General features: G+C 71.1%; 13 protein-coding genes. 8 read left to right on the top strand and 5 right to left on the bottom strand.

Annotated features, from left to right (window positions below; all coding sequences use genetic code 11):
• Window positions 1-122: 122 nt before the first annotated feature.
• From AB0H43_RS18035 to AB0H43_RS18020, 4 genes are all read left to right on the top strand, one after another.
• A complete protein-coding gene (locus tag AB0H43_RS18035) occupies window positions 123-1,967 on the top strand; it encodes a glycosyltransferase (RefSeq protein WP_360000495.1) in 1,845 nt (614 codons plus the stop codon).
• Window positions 1,968-2,118: 151 nt separating this feature from the next.
• A complete protein-coding gene (locus AB0H43_RS18030) occupies window positions 2,119-2,475 on the top strand; it encodes a hypothetical protein (RefSeq protein ID WP_360000494.1) in 357 nt (118 codons plus the stop codon).
• Between the two features lie 2 nt (window positions 2,476-2,477).
• Complete coding sequence (locus AB0H43_RS18025; RefSeq protein WP_360000493.1) at window positions 2,478-2,966, top strand: DUF1772 domain-containing protein; 489 nt, start codon at window positions 2,478-2,480, stop codon at window positions 2,964-2,966.
• A complete protein-coding gene (locus AB0H43_RS18020; RefSeq protein ID WP_360000492.1) occupies window positions 2,963-3,400 on the top strand; it encodes a MarR family transcriptional regulator in 438 nt (145 codons plus the stop codon). Before AB0H43_RS18025 ends, AB0H43_RS18020 begins: the two co-directional genes overlap by 4 nt.
• Here AB0H43_RS18020 and AB0H43_RS18015 read toward each other — a convergent pair.
• The 4 genes from AB0H43_RS18015 to AB0H43_RS18000 form a co-directional block, all read right to left on the bottom strand.
• Entirely contained in the window at window positions 3,393-4,178 is a 786-nt protein-coding gene (locus AB0H43_RS18015) for a PhzF family phenazine biosynthesis protein (RefSeq protein WP_360000491.1), read from the bottom strand. The two genes, AB0H43_RS18020 and AB0H43_RS18015, sit on opposite strands and share 8 nt — an antisense overlap.
• 85 nt (window positions 4,179-4,263) lie before the next feature.
• A complete protein-coding gene (locus tag AB0H43_RS18010; protein ID WP_360000490.1) occupies window positions 4,264-6,345 on the bottom strand; it encodes a 3-hydroxyacyl-CoA dehydrogenase NAD-binding domain-containing protein in 2,082 nt (693 codons plus the stop codon).
• On the bottom strand, window positions 6,324-7,520 hold the full coding sequence (locus tag AB0H43_RS18005; protein WP_360000489.1) for a thiolase family protein: 1,197 nt from the start codon (window positions 7,518-7,520) through the stop codon (window positions 6,324-6,326). Before AB0H43_RS18005 ends, AB0H43_RS18010 begins: the two co-directional genes overlap by 22 nt.
• Window positions 7,521-7,588: 68 nt before the next feature.
• Entirely contained in the window at window positions 7,589-8,803 is a 1,215-nt protein-coding gene (locus AB0H43_RS18000; protein WP_360000873.1) for an HRDC domain-containing protein, read from the bottom strand.
• Window positions 8,804-9,299: 496 nt separating this feature from the next.
• On the opposite strand from AB0H43_RS18000, the gene AB0H43_RS17995 reads away from it, so the two are divergent.
• Both AB0H43_RS17995 and AB0H43_RS17990 read left to right on the top strand, forming a co-directional pair.
• Window positions 9,300-10,313, top strand: a complete 1,014-nt coding sequence (locus tag AB0H43_RS17995; RefSeq protein WP_360000488.1) for a trypsin-like peptidase domain-containing protein — start codon at window positions 9,300-9,302, stop codon at window positions 10,311-10,313.
• 73 nt (window positions 10,314-10,386) lie between these two features.
• A complete protein-coding gene (locus tag AB0H43_RS17990) occupies window positions 10,387-11,226 on the top strand; it encodes a hypothetical protein (protein WP_360000487.1) in 840 nt (279 codons plus the stop codon).
• A 56-nt stretch (window positions 11,227-11,282) separates the two neighbouring features.
• On the opposite strand, the gene AB0H43_RS17985 is transcribed toward AB0H43_RS17990, so the two are convergent.
• Window positions 11,283-11,894 (bottom strand): DUF3000 domain-containing protein, encoded by a 612-nt coding sequence (locus AB0H43_RS17985; RefSeq protein ID WP_360000486.1) that lies wholly within the window; start codon window positions 11,892-11,894, stop codon window positions 11,283-11,285.
• Window positions 11,895-12,031: 137 nt separating this feature from the next.
• On the opposite strand from AB0H43_RS17985, the gene hemE reads away from it, so the two are divergent.
• A complete protein-coding gene (gene hemE / locus AB0H43_RS17980; protein WP_360000485.1) occupies window positions 12,032-13,123 on the top strand; it encodes a uroporphyrinogen decarboxylase in 1,092 nt (363 codons plus the stop codon).
• Window positions 13,120-14,427, top strand: coding sequence for a protoporphyrinogen oxidase (gene hemG, locus AB0H43_RS17975; protein ID WP_360000484.1), 1,308 nt, complete (start codon window positions 13,120-13,122; stop codon window positions 14,425-14,427). Before hemE ends, hemG begins: the two co-directional genes overlap by 4 nt.
• Window positions 14,428-14,440: the final 13 nt, after the last annotated feature.

The following is a 14,440-nucleotide window of genomic DNA, read 5'->3' as shown; positions in this document are numbered from 1 at the left end:
GATCCCTGGACGTCGATGCGTTGATCCGCAGCCTGGGGCGGCCTTCGGCAGTTGAGGGAGTAGACCAGGTCGGCCACGCGGCGTGGGCCGGCGGGGAACGACCCAGGAGTAGCGGCGCGCCAATGATCGTCACGTTGGTCATCGACACGTTCAACATCAACAACAACGGGACGACCATGTCGGCGACCCGATTCGCCGCCGCGCTCCTCGAGCGCGGCCACACGGTACGCGTGGTGACCTGCGGCGATCCCGACGATCCGGCCGAAGCGGGTGATCCGGCGCTCGCCGGCCTGGAGATCTTCGCCGTCCCCGAACTCGTGGTGCCGATCGCGAGCCGCCTGGCCCATCAGCAGAACACCCTGTTCGCCAAGCCGGATCGCGAGGTGCTCACCACGGCGATCAAAGGCGCGGACGTCGTCCACATCTACCAGCCGTGGCCGCTGGGCCGGGCCGCCGAGCGGATCGCCCGGGAGCTGGGCGTACCGGCCATCGCCGGGTTCCACATCCAGCCGGAGAACGTCACTTACAACATCGGGCTGGGCTGGTTCCGGCCGGCCGCGCATCTCGTGTATCTCCTGCTGCGCCTCACCTTCTACGGGCGCTTCGCCGACATCCACTGCCCGTCGACCTTCATCGCCGCCCAGTTACGCCGCCACGGGTACCGGGCACGGCTCCACGTGATCTCCAACGGCGTGGATGCGGCGTTCCGGCCAGGGTCTTCTGTTGAGGGCGGCGTCGAGCCGGGGGACGGCTTCTCGGAGCCGTTCCGGATCCTGATGGTGGGCCGGTTCTCCCCGGAGAAGCGGCAGGACGTGCTGATCCGGGCGATCAGGCGAGCCCGGCACGCCGACCGTGTCCAGGTGTGCTTCGCCGGGCACGGGCCGACCGAGAAGCGGCTGCGCCGCCTGGCCGCCAAACTCCCGATCCCGGCCCGGTTCGGCTACTACGCCCAGGACGAGCTGATCGGCCTCATCCGAACCTGCGACCTCTACGTCCACGCCTCCGACGTCGAGATCGAGGGACTGTCCTGCATGGAGGCGTTCTCCTGCGGGCTCGTCCCGGTCATCTCCGACAGCCCTCGCAGTGCGACCGGCCAGTTCGCGCTCAGTCCGGAGAACCTCTTCCGCTCCGGCGACCCGGCCTCGCTCGCCGACCGGATCGACTACTGGATCGAGCATTCGGCCGCTCGCGCCGCGGCGTCGACGGCGTACGCCCAGCTCGGCGACCTCTACGAGGTAGACCGCAGCGTCAAGGCGATCGAGCGGGTGTACGTGAAAGCCGGCGACGCCCCGGAAACCCCGGCTGGGTACGCCCACTGGCCGTACCGGCTGGCATCGTTCGCGTTCTACTACGCGATCGCCATCCCCGCCCTGTTCGTGTGGACGCGCCTGCTCCTCGGCGTACGCACCGAACGCAAGAGCCGCCGGGCGCCGTCCGGCGGGGCGGTGACGGTCTGCAACCACGTGCACTTCCTCGACAGCGCCCTGGTCGCGATCGCCCTGTTTCCCCGTCGACCCGTGGTCACCTCGGCCCCCGTCAACCTCCAGAATCGCTGGTACGGCGGCCTCGTCCGGCTGCTCGGCGGCATCGCCGTGCCCACCGAGCTGTCGAGACTACCGCTCTTCTTCGCTGAGCTGGAACTCCTCGTCGCCCGAGGCCGCGTCGTGCACTTCTTCCCGGAAGGGGAGCTCGAGCCCTACGACACGACCCTGCGCGCCTTCAAACGAGGCGCGTTCCACCTCGCCGCCCAGGCGCGCGTACCAGTCGTGCCGTTGTCGATCCGCTTCACCGAGCCGACCGGACTGGGGCGCGTGTTCCGTCGCAAGCCCACGATGGTGGTGGTGCGGGGCGAGCCCATCGCCCCCATGGAGACCGATCCGCACAATGACGAGGCGATCCGCCTCGACTTGGCCCGTCGCCAGATGACCGATCTCATCACCCACCCCGTGCGTGCGCGCACTCCATGAGGACTCGCCGGAAAGCGCGAAGCCGAGGTCCTGAAGCGAATCGGCCGCCGGCCCCGGTGCGCTCGTGGCCTTGCCGAGCGGGGTTGACGGCGCGCCCAAAATCATTCATGCTCTAAATCATTCAGCAACAGAATGATTCTGGAGATGTGTGATGACTGGGATTCTGATCCTGAACGCCCTTCTGGTCCTGGGCTCCGGGCTGTCGGGCGTGCTCGGGGTGGTCCGTCCGAGCCTCGCGATCGGTCCAGCTGAGGCGGTGACGCCCGGGGTGATGTTCTTCGCCCAGGCGTACGCCGTCCGCGCGGTTCCGCTGAGTGCGGTGGCGCTGGTCCTCTTCGCGATGCGACCAGAGGGCGTGGCGTTGACCGCGCTGTTGGTGTTGCTGGGGCTCGTGCAGGCGGGCGACGGCGTCATCGGATTCCGGCGGCGCATCCGGGGCATGACCGTCGCGTCATCGGTCGGCGCGCTGGTGCACTTGGCTTCCGCGGTCTACCTGGCGGTGGCGTGATCATGCGGACGCGTACCTGGGTTCTCGGGCTCACCACGATCCTGTCCGGCCTGTACGCCGGGTTCTGCGTCGCGTACGCACTGACGGTGATGCCTGGGCTGGCCGAGACCGACGACGAGACCTTCGTCGTGACGATGCGTGCGGTAAACGCGGCCACGCCGAGTGTCCCGTTCGCGCTGATCTTCGGCGGGCCGGTGGTGCTCGGCGTCGTCGCCCTGGTCCTGCATCGCCGGCAGCGGCGTACCGCGATCCTGCTGGCTGCCGCGCTCGCTTGCGCGCTGGGGACTGCGGCGGTGACCTTGCTGGGCAACGTCCCTCTGAACGGTCAGCTGGCCAGGGCAGGCGATCCGGCCGTGCTGCGGCAGACGTTCGAGAGCTCGTGGGTGACCTTCCACCTGCTCCGGACCGTGCTGGCGATCGGCGCGTCGGGGCTGGTCGCGGTGGCGTCCGCCGGAGCACGCGAGCGTTCGGCCCTAGCATTACCGGCGTGAGCGACATCGGAATGCCGGCGACCGTGACCTTCCGGCTCGGCACGCTGGGCGCGCTGGTCACGGAACGGTTCACGGCGAGGCTCGCCGACCTGGACCTCAAGCCCAAGCACGTCGGCGTGCTGACCGCGCTCGCCGCCGGTCCGCCCGCCAGTCAGCAGGAGCTGGCGGGCCTGATGGGCGTCGCGCCGAGCCTGCTGGTCGCGCTCGCCGATCACCTGGAGGCGATCGGGGCGATCGCGCGGACGAGGGATGCCGGGGACCGGCGCCGGATGGTGCTCACGCTGACCGCTCGGGGGCGCAAGCTGCTCGCGAAGTGCGGCGCTCTCGCGCAGGACTTCGACGCCGAGCTGACCGGTTCGCTCACGGCCGACCAGCGCGGCCAGCTGGCCGATCTGCTCGGCGTCCTGGCCGCGGAGAACGGCCTGCCTACCTGACGGCCGCCGCGCCGCCCACTCGCACCCGCGGTCCGGTCTCGCTCCGCTGCGCGACAGCTTTGATGGCGGCTGGTACGCCGAGAGCATCGCCCATGTCCACGGTGAGCGAGACGTCGCCGTCCTGGGCCAGGTACGCCGCCAGGCAACTGGTGCTGTTGGCGTTGGCGATGTCCTCCGGTACGCCGATGGACGGGGCGAACATCCGAGCCGCGGCCCGTCCGCCCGCCGGAACGCTGTATACGTAGCAGCCGAGCAGTCCTAAGCGGTCACACTCGGTCCGCAGCCGATCGAGGTCGGGGGTCAGCCCGGCGAGGGTGGCCGGGTCGGCGACCGGGACGAGCAGCCGCGCCCGTCCGACGGACGCCACGCACAGTCCGGCCACCGGAGCAGCGCCCAGCGCTTCGAGTACGCCGTCGCACTCGCCCGAGGCCGGTTCCCGCACCTCGACCGGGCCGGCGTCGAACCAGTACGCGTCGTCCGTGGCGTACCCGGTGAAGGCGCGTTCGCGCGTACGCAGCCGGAAGTCCCGCCGGCCGAACCGGTCGGCCAGGTACGCCATCGCCGCGACCGTCCCGTGCCCGCACGACGGCAATTCGCCCGTGCTGGTGAAGAACCGCAGGGACACCTCGGTCTCGCCGACGTCGACGAAGACGGCGTGCGACGTTCCGCTGTGGACGGGGAGAGTGCGGCGCTCCTCGTCGGACAGGCCCGTCTCGGCCAGCACGACGGTGGGTGAGCCGCCCCGGCCGTCCCGAAGGCACGCGTCCACGGTCGTCATGAGATCGACTCTACGGCGGTCGTTCCCGGCGCAGGAAAGTGCCGCGCGGCTCACGGGGAGCCGCGCGGCGGAAGGGGGATGGGGCTTATGCGGGAAGGGTCGCCACTCCGGCCGGAGCGAACCGGCGGCCGGTGACCTTCTCGGAGACGCCGGTCCGGTCCAGGTACGGCGTGATGCCGCCGAGCCAGAACGGCCAGCCGCCACCGAGGATCAGGCAGAGGTCGATGTCGGCCGAGTCGGCCACGACGCCCTCGTCCAGCATGATCCGGATCTCCTCGGCGAGGGCGGCGAGCGCGCGCTCGCGTACCTCTTCGGCGGTGAGCGGAGTCTGGCCGCCCGCCAGCAGCTCGACCACGGCCGGATTGATCTCGTCGTCGACGAGCAGCGGCTGCCCGGCGGCCACGATCTTCTCCATGCTGGGGGAGACCTTGAACCGGTCCGGGTAGGCCCCGTGCATCGTCTTGCCGACGTGCGCGGCGACGGCCGGGCCGACCAGCTGCAGCAGCTCCAGCGGTCGCATCGGCAGGCCGAGCGGGTCGAGCGCGGTGTTCGCCACGTCGAGCGGCGTACCCAGGTCGATGGCGTTGTAGATCTCGCCGAAGAACCGGGTCAGGATGCGGTTGAAGACGAACGCGGGCGCGTCCTTCACCAGGACGCACGACTTCTTGAGCTGCTTGCCGAGCGCGAACGCGGTCGCCAGGGTGACGTCGTTCGTGTGCTCGGCCCGGACGATCTCCAGCAGCGGCATCACCGCGACCGGGTTGAAGAAGTGGAAGCCGACCAGCCGCTCCGGGTGCTTCAGGTCGGCGCCCATCGCGCTGACCGACAGCGAGGAGGTGTTGGTCGCGAGGATCGTCTCCGGCGAGACGATCTCCTCGATCTCGGCCCAGACCTTCTTCTTGACGCCGAGCTCCTCGAAGACGGCCTCGATGACGAAGTCGGCGTCGGAGAACCCGGCCGCCTTGTCCACGGTGCCCGTGACCAGCGTCCGCAGCTTGGCCGCCTTCAGCTCGGTGAGCCGCCCCTTGGCCACCGACTTGGCGATCTCGGCCTGGACGTAGGCCAGACCCTTGTCCACCCGCTCCTGGTCGAGGTCGGTGATCACCACCGGCACCTCGAGCCGGCGGGCGAACAGCAGCGCCAGCTGCGACGCCATCAGGCCCGCGCCGACCACGCCGACCTTGGTGACGTCCCGGGCGAGCGAGCGATCCGGAGCGCCGGCGGGGCGCTTGGCCCGCCGCTGCACCAGGTCGAACGAGTAGATGCCGGCCCGCAGCTCGTCGGACATGATCAGGTCGGTGGCCGCCTCGCGCTCCGCGGCCAGGCCCGCCTCGGTCACGCCGTCCTTGGCCAGCGCCAGCAGGTCCAGCGCCTTGGTCGCCGCCGGCGACGCGCCGTGGATCTTCTTGTCCAATTCGGTACGCGCGAAGTAGACGACCGCGTCCCACATGTCCCGGTCGATCTCCGGACGCTCGACCGTCGTCTGTCCAGTGACGACGGACGCCGCCCACAGCAGCGACCGCTCCAGGAAGTCGGCCGGTTCGAAGAGGGCGTCGGCGATGCCCAGCTCGACCGCCTGCTTCGGGCGGAGCTGCTTGTTCATCATGAGCGGGTTCTGCACGATCACCTGAGCCGCGCCGACGACGCCGATCAGGTTCGGCAGCAGCTGGGAGCCGCCCCAGCCGGGGATCAGGCCCAGGCTGACCTCGGGCAGCGACAGCGCCGCCGCGCCGGCCGACAGGGTCCGGTACTGGCAGTGCAGGGCCAGCTCCAGACCACCGCCCATCGCGGCTCCGTTGACGAACGCGAAGGTCGGCACCGGCGCGGTACGCAGTTTCGCGTACACCTGGTGGCCGAGGGCCTCGATCTCGGCGGCCTGGGACCGTTCGGTGACGAACGGGATGCCGGTGATGTCGGCGCCGACGCAGAAGATGTACGGCTTGCCGGTGACCGCGAGGAACGCGGGATCGGCGGCGAGCGCCTCGTCGATGGCGGTGCTCAGGCTCGCCAGCCCACCGGGTCCCATGGTGTTGGGCTTGGTGTGGTCGAAGCCGTTGTCGAGCGTGATGATCGCGGCCGGCTTGGCCAGCCCCGGTACGGCGGTGAGCCGAAGCTTCGCGTGGGTGACGACCTCGTTGGGAAAGGTCACTTCGACTCTCCGTTCCACTGCGGGTTTTCCCAGATGACCGTGCCGCCCATGCCGATGCCGATGCACATGGCGGTGATGCCGTAGCGGACCTCGGGGTGCTCGGCGAACTGGCGGGCCAGCTGCGTCATGAGGCGTACGCCGCTGGACGCGAGCGGGTGCCCGACCGCGATGGAGCCACCCCACGGATTGACCCGAGGATCGTCGTCTTTGATCCCGAAGTGATCGAGGAAGGCCAGGACCTGCACGGCGAACGCCTCGTTCAGCTCGAACAGGCCGATGTCGTCGATGGTGAGCCCGGCGACCTTGAGCGCCTTCTCGGTGGACGGGATCGGGCCGTAGCCCATGACCTCCGGCTCCACGCCGACGAAGCCATAACTGACCAGCTTCATCGCGACCGGCAGGCCGAGTTCCTCGGCCGCTTCGGCGGAGGCGAGCAGGCAGGCGGTCGCGCCGTCGTTCAGGCCGGCGGCGTTGCCCGCGGTGACCCGGCCGTGCGGGCGGAACGGGGTCTTCAGGGTTGCGAGCTTCTCCAGGCTGGTCTGCCGGGGCGCTTCGTCCACAGTCGACAGGCCCCAGGCGCCGTTCTCGTCGCGGACGGCGATCGGCACCAGGTCGGGCTGCAGCTTGCCCGCGGCGTACGCGGCGGCCGTCTTCTCCTGCGAGCGCAGGCCGAACCGGTCTGCGCGCTCCTTGGTGACCTCGGGGAGACGGTCGTGCAGGTTCTCCGCCGTCGATCCCATGACGAGGGCGGACTGGTCGACGACCTTCTCGGCCAGGAAGCGCGGGTTGGGGTCGACGCCTTCGCCCATCGGGTGGCGGCCCATGTGCTCCACGCCGCCCGCGATCGCGACGTCGATGGCGCCCATCGCGATACTGCCCGCGACGGTGGTCACCGCGGTCATCGCGCCCGCGCACATCCGGTCGATCGAGTAGCCGGGCGTGGTCTTGGGCAGGCCGGCCAGCAGGGAGGCGGTCCGGCCGAGGGTCAGGCCCTGGTCGCCGATCTGGGTGGTCGCGGCGACGGCCACCTCCTCGACGCGCTCGGGCGGCAGCTGCGGATTGCGGGCGAGCAGTTCACGGATGCATCGGATGACGAGGTCGTCGGCGCGAGTCTGCGCGTAGACACCCCCGGCCTTGCCGAACGGAGTGCGTACGCCGTCGACGAAGACGACATCGCGGACGTTGCGGGGCACAGCGCCTCCTAGGAGTGGTTGGACACTCCCGATGTTACCCGCGAGTAGTTACCGCCCGGTAGGTCGGGTCACTGTGAGGTTTCCGCGTCGCCCGCACCCTCATCGGCCGGGGCGAGCGCCTTGGCCAGCTCGTCCGCCAGCAACTCGCGCTGCCAGGGCCGGGCGCCGAACTTCGCCAGCAGCTCGGCCACCGTGCTCAGATCCGCGGGCGGCTCCCAGGCGAGGCGGCGCACGTACTCCGGAGTGATCAGGTTCTCCGGCGGCATCGACAGCTCACCGGCGATGTGGGCCACAACCTCGCGGGCGCGGACCAGCCGGGCGGCCGCCGCCGGATCCCGCTCGGCCCACCGGTGCGGTGGCGGCGGGCCCTCGTACGGTGGCGTCGTCGGCAACGCCGAGTCGGGCAGCCCCCGCGCCTCGGACAGCGCGTCCAGCCAGGTCCCGGCCAGCCGCCGGGTCGACCGCCCGCCGAAACCGGGCAGCAGCAACAGCTCCCGCTCGGACTTCGGGTCCATCTCGGCCGCCGCGACGATCGACGAGTCGGGCAGAACCCGGCCCGGCGCGGTGTCCCGGCGCTGGGCGATCTGGTCGCGGGCGTACCAGAGGGCCCGGACCCGGGCCTGGGCCCGGGCGCCCCGCACGCGATGCATCCCGGAGGTACGCCGCCAGGGGTCGGTTCGCGGCTTCGGCGGCTGCGCCCCGCTCACCACGAGGGCGGCGAACTCCTGGTCGGCGTACTCGGTCTTGCCCTGATCGGCCAGGACGGTGACGAGCGCGTCGCGCAACTCGACCAGCAGCTCGACGTCGAGCGCGGCATAGGTCAGCCACGACTCGGGCAGCGGCCGGCTGGACCAGTCCGCGGCCGAGTGATGCTTCTCCAGGGTGAAACCGAGCAGATTCTCGGTCAGTGCGGCCAGGCCGACCCGCTCGAATCCGGCCAGCCGGGCGGCCAGTTCGGTGTCGAACAGCTTGCGCGGCCGTAAGCCCAGCTCGGCCAGGCAGGGGAGATCCTGGCTGGCGGCGTGCAACACCCACTCGGCGTCGGCGAGCGCGGCGTCCAAAGCGGACAGATCGCCCAACGGGACGGGGTCGATCAGCGTGGTGCCCGCACCCTGCCGGCGTAGCTGCACCAGGTAGGCGCGCTGGCTGTAGCGGTAGCCGGAGGCCCGCTCGGCGTCGATCGCCACCGGTCCGGTCCCGGCCGCGAACCTCGCGATCACCTGCTCCAGCTCGGCGGGGCTGGTCACGGGCTGCGGAGTCCCCTCGGCGGGCTCGGTCAGCAGCTTGGGTGGAACCCCTTCCGGGGCCGCTGCGTCGTTGGAGTTGCCGCCGCCGTCGCGCGCGCGGACTCGACGCCGCAGCACGGTTTCGTCGTCGGTCACATGAACAACCTACGGGTACGCCCTGCGGTGGTGGGTCAGCCCCTGCGGCGCGTCGAGCCGACGAGTTGCGAACCTCACTCGGAACGCGGCCGATGCCGGGCTTGAAAGGGGAAGACAGAATGGCCGGTAACCGGTACCTTCTGCGGGTCGGTGATCACGAATGGGGAGGCTCTCGACAATGACGACGGGCTCGGATCCGACGCAACCACAGGCTCCTTATGCGCCGCCTGGCCCTTATCCACCGAAGGTGGAGCCAGTATTGCAGCCACCGAAGGTGGAGCCAGTATTGCAGCCACCGAAGGTGGAACCGGCATCGCAGTCGCCTCAGGTCGGTCAGCCTCCTCAGGCAGGCCAGTCGCCCGTTCCGAACCAGCGTCCGGCGTACGCGCCGCCGCCGGTGACCGGTACCGGTTACCAAGCCCCGGCTCCGCAGCCGATGGCGCCGGCCCAGCCGGTGCAGCCGACCCAGCCGATCGCCCAGCCGCCGGTCGGCCAGCCGGCCGTGCTGCAGCCCAACGTGACGCAGCCCACGGTGACCCAGCGTCCGGCGTATGCGCCGCCCGTTCCGCCGTCGTCCGTTCCGGCCACCGCCCCGATGTCCGGTTTCCCGGCCGGGCCGATTCCGCCGGTGGGCGCGCCCCCGACCCCGGTACGCCGCGTCAGCTGGCCCGGCCTGGTCGCGCTGATCCTCGTCGTGCTGCTCCTCGGCGTCACCGCGTTCCAGGCGTTGCAGCTGAACAGCCTCGGTGACGAGCTGGACCGTACGCGTGCCCAGGCCGCCGCCGACGTGTCGGCCGCCGACAAGCGGGTCGACGCGGTGGAAAGCCAGCTGGCGACGCAGTTCAACGCCGAGAAGATCGCCGCGAAGACGCTGCCCAGCGTGTTCCGCGTGCGTACGCCGGAAAGCATCGGCTCGGCGTTCGCGGTCGGCTCCGCCGCCTCCGACGGCGGCACCAACCTGCTGACCAACTTCCACGTGATCGAGGACGTCTGGAACGACGGCACCAAGAAGGTCAAGATCGAGCACGCCGACCAGTTGTACGACGCGACCGTCGTGGCCGGGGACAAGAAGGCCGACATCGCGCAGTTGCACACGACGGCGAAGATCGACGGTCTGAAGGTCGCCGCGACCGAGTCCAAGTCGGGTCAGGAGATCCTGGTCGTCGGCTCGCCGCTGGGCCTGAAGGACACCGTCACCAGCGGTGTCGTCAGCGCCTTCCGGGAGGAGACCACCCAGCACGGGCCGTACATCCAGTTCGACGCGCCGATCAACCCCGGCAACTCGGGCGGCCCGGTCATCAACGCGAGCTACGAGGTCATCGGGATCGCCTCGGCGAAGTTCACCGATGCCGAGGGGCTCGGGCTGGCGATCCCGATCAAGATCGCCTGCGACAAGTTCAAGATCTGCTAGCCCGCCGACGAGGCGGCGACGCAAGCTACGGCGACGGCCATCAGCCGACGCCACCCCACACGGAGGAACCCCCATGACCCATCCCGAGCCGGAGTCTTCGCAGTCTCCGTTCGCTCAGCCGCCGGCCTCGCCGGACCCGACCCAGCCGGTGTCGCCGGCCCAGCCGGTCGTCCCGGCGCAGCCGGCCGCTGAGGCCACCGCCCCGCTGACCCCGTGGACCCCGCCGAGCCAGCCCGCTCAGCCCGCGTACCCCGCTCCGGCTCCGGCGCAGCAGCCGACCGTGGCGTACCCGCCGGTGCAGCAGCCTTCGGCGCCGCCCGCGTACCAGCAGGGTGCCGTGCAGCCGCCCGCGCAGCCCGCGTACCAGCAGGGTGCCGCGGCCGTGCCGCCCACGCAGCCGGTGACGCCGCCCCCCGGCTACCCGACCAGCGCGGTCCCGGCGCAGCCGGTGTCCGCGGGCCCTGCCTACCCGACGTCGGCGTACCCCGCGGCCGGTGCGCCGTACTCGGCGGTGCCCGCCGGCCCGGCCGCGCCGAAGAAGGGCCCGGCGGTCCTCGTTCTGTCCATCCTGGTCGGCGTGCTGGTGCTGGCGCTCGGCACGGTGACGACGCTCTACCTCGTCAAGGCGAGCGACGCCTCGAAGCAGGAGAAGGCCGCCGCCGCGCAGGCCGCGACGGACGCGAAGAACCTCGAGGACGTCAAGGCTCAGCTGACCACGACCAAGGCTGAGGCCGAGAAGCTGAAGCAGGATCTCGAGGGCGCGAAGAACGCCAACGCCGAGAAGCTGAAGCTGCTCTCCGCCTGCGTCGACGCGGTGGACAAGATGATGTCCTCGACCACTCAGGCCGCGTTCAACAAGGCCTTCCCCGCGATGCGGGCGGCCTGCGAGGCCGCGCAGATCGCCACGAGCTGACTTTCCTTGCACGAACGGCGGCCGGGGTTCCCACGGGGATCCCGGCCGCTGCCGTTTCAGCTTTCCTTGCGGCGGGTGGGCAGTGCGGTCACACCCTCGGGCGGCAGCCCGGCGGTCGAGGCCAGCAGCGTGCACCAGGCCAGCATGTGATCGGCCAGATTCGCGCCCAGCGGCGTCCACGACGCGCGGATCTCCAGGTCGGCGGCGGTCGGCGAGCCGGGCGGCTCCTCGCTCTCGGCTACCCGGGCGAGGTCGCCGAACCGCGTCGACAGCGTCTGCGTGACCGTCCCGGCGATCGCGGTGTAGCCCTCCTCCCGGCCCGGCCCGGTGTGCGCGTCCAGCGCGTCCACCAGCCACGACCAGCCGACCTGCGGCAACAGCGGGTCGGCGGCGTACTCGGGTTCGAGTTCGGCGGTCACATAGGTGACCAGCCGCATCGTCCCGTGCCAGGCCTCGTGACCGGCCGGATCGTGCAGCAGGATCAACCGCCCCGTCGCGACCTCCTCGCCGTCGCGGAGCACGGTGGCACCCAGAGCGTGGGCGTACGGCGCGAGCCGGGTCGGCGCACCGACCTCTTCCAGGGAGATCTCCCGGCGGATCGGGGCGGATCGCAGTGCTTCGACCGCCCGGGTGAAGACGTCCGGTGGCGTGCGAAGCGTGGTCGGCATAGCGCAACCCTAGGGCGCATCGGCTTCCGCCGCGTGGTGCGGCACGCCGTGCGCTGTCACACGCTCAGAGTGGCGTACTCCTCAGCGGCGCGCCCCCACCGCTCGACGGCGGGGAGAAACGTGGCACGATCTGTGGAATGACCAGCATTGCAGCTGACCCGGCCGACTCCGTCTTCGTCCGCGCCTGCCTCGGCGAGCCGGTCGAGCACACCCCGGTCTGGTTCATGCGGCAGGCGGGGCGTTCGCTGCCCGAGTATCGCGAATTGCGGGCCGAGGCGGGCCTGTCGATGTTGGAGGCGTGCCGCCGACCGGATCTGGTCACCGAGATCACCCTCCAGCCGGTACGCCGCCACGGAGTCGACGCGGCGGTGTTCTACAGCGACATCGTGGTGCCCGTCGCGGCAGCCGGGGTCGGCGTGGAGATCGTCGCCGGGACCGGTCCCGTGGTCGCCGATCCCATCCGGTCCACCGCCGACCTCGCTCGGATCGGGCGGGCCGAGCCGGCCGATCTCTCCTTTGTGGAGGAAGCCGTCCGGATGCTGATCCCGCGGCTGGAAGGCACCCCGCTGATCGGCTTCGCCGGGGCGCCGTTCACGCTGGCCAGCTACCTGATCGAGGGCGGGCCCTCGAAGACGCACGCCAAGACCAAGGCGCTGATGCACGGCGACCCGCACCTGTGGCACGGTCTGGCCGAGCGGCTCGCCCAGATCACCTCGACGTTCCTGCGGGTGCAGATCGACGCGGGAGCCAGTGCGGTCCAGCTCTTCGACTCGTGGGCGGGCGCTCTCAGCGAGGCCGACTACCGGCGTTTCGTGCTGCCGCACTCGGCGGCGGTCCTCCAGGACATCGGCCCGGTCGTGCCCCGGATTCACTTCGGCGTCGGCACGGCTCACCTGCTCACGGCGATGGCCGAGGCGGGCGCGGACGTCGTCGGGGTCGACTGGCGTACGCCGCTCGACCAGGCCGCCGCCCTCGTGAACGTCGCGGATCTGCGACTGGACGGCGGTGAGCCGGGTCCGGCCCGAACCCGGGCGGTGCAGGGCAACCTCGACCCGGCGTTGCTGGGCGCGCCGTGGGAGGTCGTCGACCACGAGGTACGCCGAGTGCTCGCCGAAGGTGAGGCGGCCACCGGGCACGTCTTCAATCTCGGGCACGGCGTACCGCCGGAGGCCGATCCGGGGGTGCTGACCCGGATCGTCGAACTCGTCCACAAGATCAGCGTGCGATGAGCAGCCGCCACGTCGTTGTCGTCGGCGGCGGGATCGCCGGGCTGACCGCCGCGCTGCGGCTCGCCGAGTCCGGCGTACGCGTGACGGTGGTCGAGGCGACCGCCCGGCTGGGCGGCAAGATCCAGACGGCCGGCGACGGGATCGAGACCGGCGCCGAGCAGTTCTTGATGCGTACGCCGGACGGCGGTCCCAGTGGGGCCGCCCGGTTGGTCGCCGACTTGGGCCTGAGCGACCGGTTGGTGCATCCGGCGCTGGGCGCGGCGGGCCTGTGGGTCGGCGGCCGGTTGCAGTCCATGCCGCCGGGGACGCTGATGGGCGTACCGGGGTTCTCGGCCGCGCTGGACGGTGTCGCGACGCTGGCCGACGACGACCGTGATCTCGGCGTACCGGTGCTGGCCGGGCAGGACGTGGCCGTCGGCGAGCTGGTGCGGTCCCGGCTCGGCGGCGAGGTGGTGGAGCACCTGGTCGACCCGCTGCTCGGCGGGGTGTACGCCGGTCGCGCCGACCTGCTGTCGCTGCGGGCCACCATCCCGAACCTGTACGCGGCGCTGCAGACCGCGCACACCTTGCGTGACGGCGTCGCGGCCTCGCTGGTGAAGCGGTCGGCGGGCGGCCCGGTGTTCGGCACCCTCCGAGGTGGACTGTCGTTGCTGGTGGAGGCGCTGTCGCAGCGGCTGCTCGACCTCGGCGTCGTCGTCCACTATGGAAGCCCGTTGCGGTCGCTCGACGAGCTGGACGCCGACGCGTACGTGCTGGCCTGCCCGGCCAAGCCGGCTGCGGCGTTGCTGCCGGCGGAGGTGGCCGAGCGGGTGAGCGCACTCGACTACGCGAGCGTCGGGCTCGTCACCCTGCGGCTGCCCGGCGCGGAGCTGCCCGAACTCACCGGATTCCTCGTCCCGGCCGACCAGGGACTGTCGATCAAGGCCGCCACCTTCTTCTCCCGCAAGTGGGAGCACCTGTCGGGCGAGCCGGAGGCGGCGGTCCGGGTCTCCGTCGGCCGCTACGGCGACATCGGCGCGCTCGCGCTGACCGACGAGGCCCTCGGTGACGCGGTCCAGGCAGACCTGGCCAAGGTGCTCGGCCCATTGCCGGCTGCCTCGGCGGTACGCGTGACGCGCTGGGGCGGTGCGTTGCCCCAGTACGCCCCCGGCCACGTCGACCGGGTCGCCGAAGCCCGCTCGTTGCTCGCCGCCGGGCCGAAGCCCGTCGTCCTGGCCGGAGCCGCCTTCGACGGCGTCGGCATCCCCATCTGCATAGCCTCCGGCGAGAAAGCCGCCGCCGATCTGGGAGAATTCGTATCGTGACCGAGCAGACCAC

The sequence above is a fragment of the Hamadaea sp. NPDC050747 genome (genome assembly GCF_040654195.1).
Classification (GTDB): Bacteria; Actinomycetota; Actinomycetes; order Mycobacteriales; family Micromonosporaceae; genus Hamadaea.
Note: the sequence above shows the minus strand (reverse complement) of the source record. Positions and strands in the feature narration are given on the sequence as shown.

Excerpts from the sequence above, each read along its gene's own strand:
- AB0H43_RS18035 (WP_360000495.1), top strand. The coding sequence starts at position 123 with ATGATCGTCACGTTGGTCATCGACACGTTCAACATCAACAACAACGGG.
- AB0H43_RS18030 (WP_360000494.1), top strand. The coding sequence starts at position 2,119 with ATGACTGGGATTCTGATCCTGAACGCCCTTCTGGTCCTGGGCTCCGGG.
- AB0H43_RS18025 (WP_360000493.1), top strand. The coding sequence starts at position 2,478 with ATGCGGACGCGTACCTGGGTTCTCGGGCTCACCACGATCCTGTCCGGC.
- AB0H43_RS18015 (WP_360000491.1), bottom strand. The coding sequence starts at position 4,178 with ATGACGACCGTGGACGCGTGCCTTCGGGACGGCCGGGGCGGCTCACCC.
- AB0H43_RS17990 (WP_360000487.1), top strand. The coding sequence starts at position 10,387 with ATGACCCATCCCGAGCCGGAGTCTTCGCAGTCTCCGTTCGCTCAGCCG.
- AB0H43_RS17985 (WP_360000486.1), bottom strand. The coding sequence starts at position 11,894 with ATGCCGACCACGCTTCGCACGCCACCGGACGTCTTCACCCGGGCGGTC.
- hemE (WP_360000485.1), top strand. The coding sequence starts at position 12,032 with ATGACCAGCATTGCAGCTGACCCGGCCGACTCCGTCTTCGTCCGCGCC.
- hemG (WP_360000484.1), top strand. The coding sequence starts at position 13,120 with ATGAGCAGCCGCCACGTCGTTGTCGTCGGCGGCGGGATCGCCGGGCTG.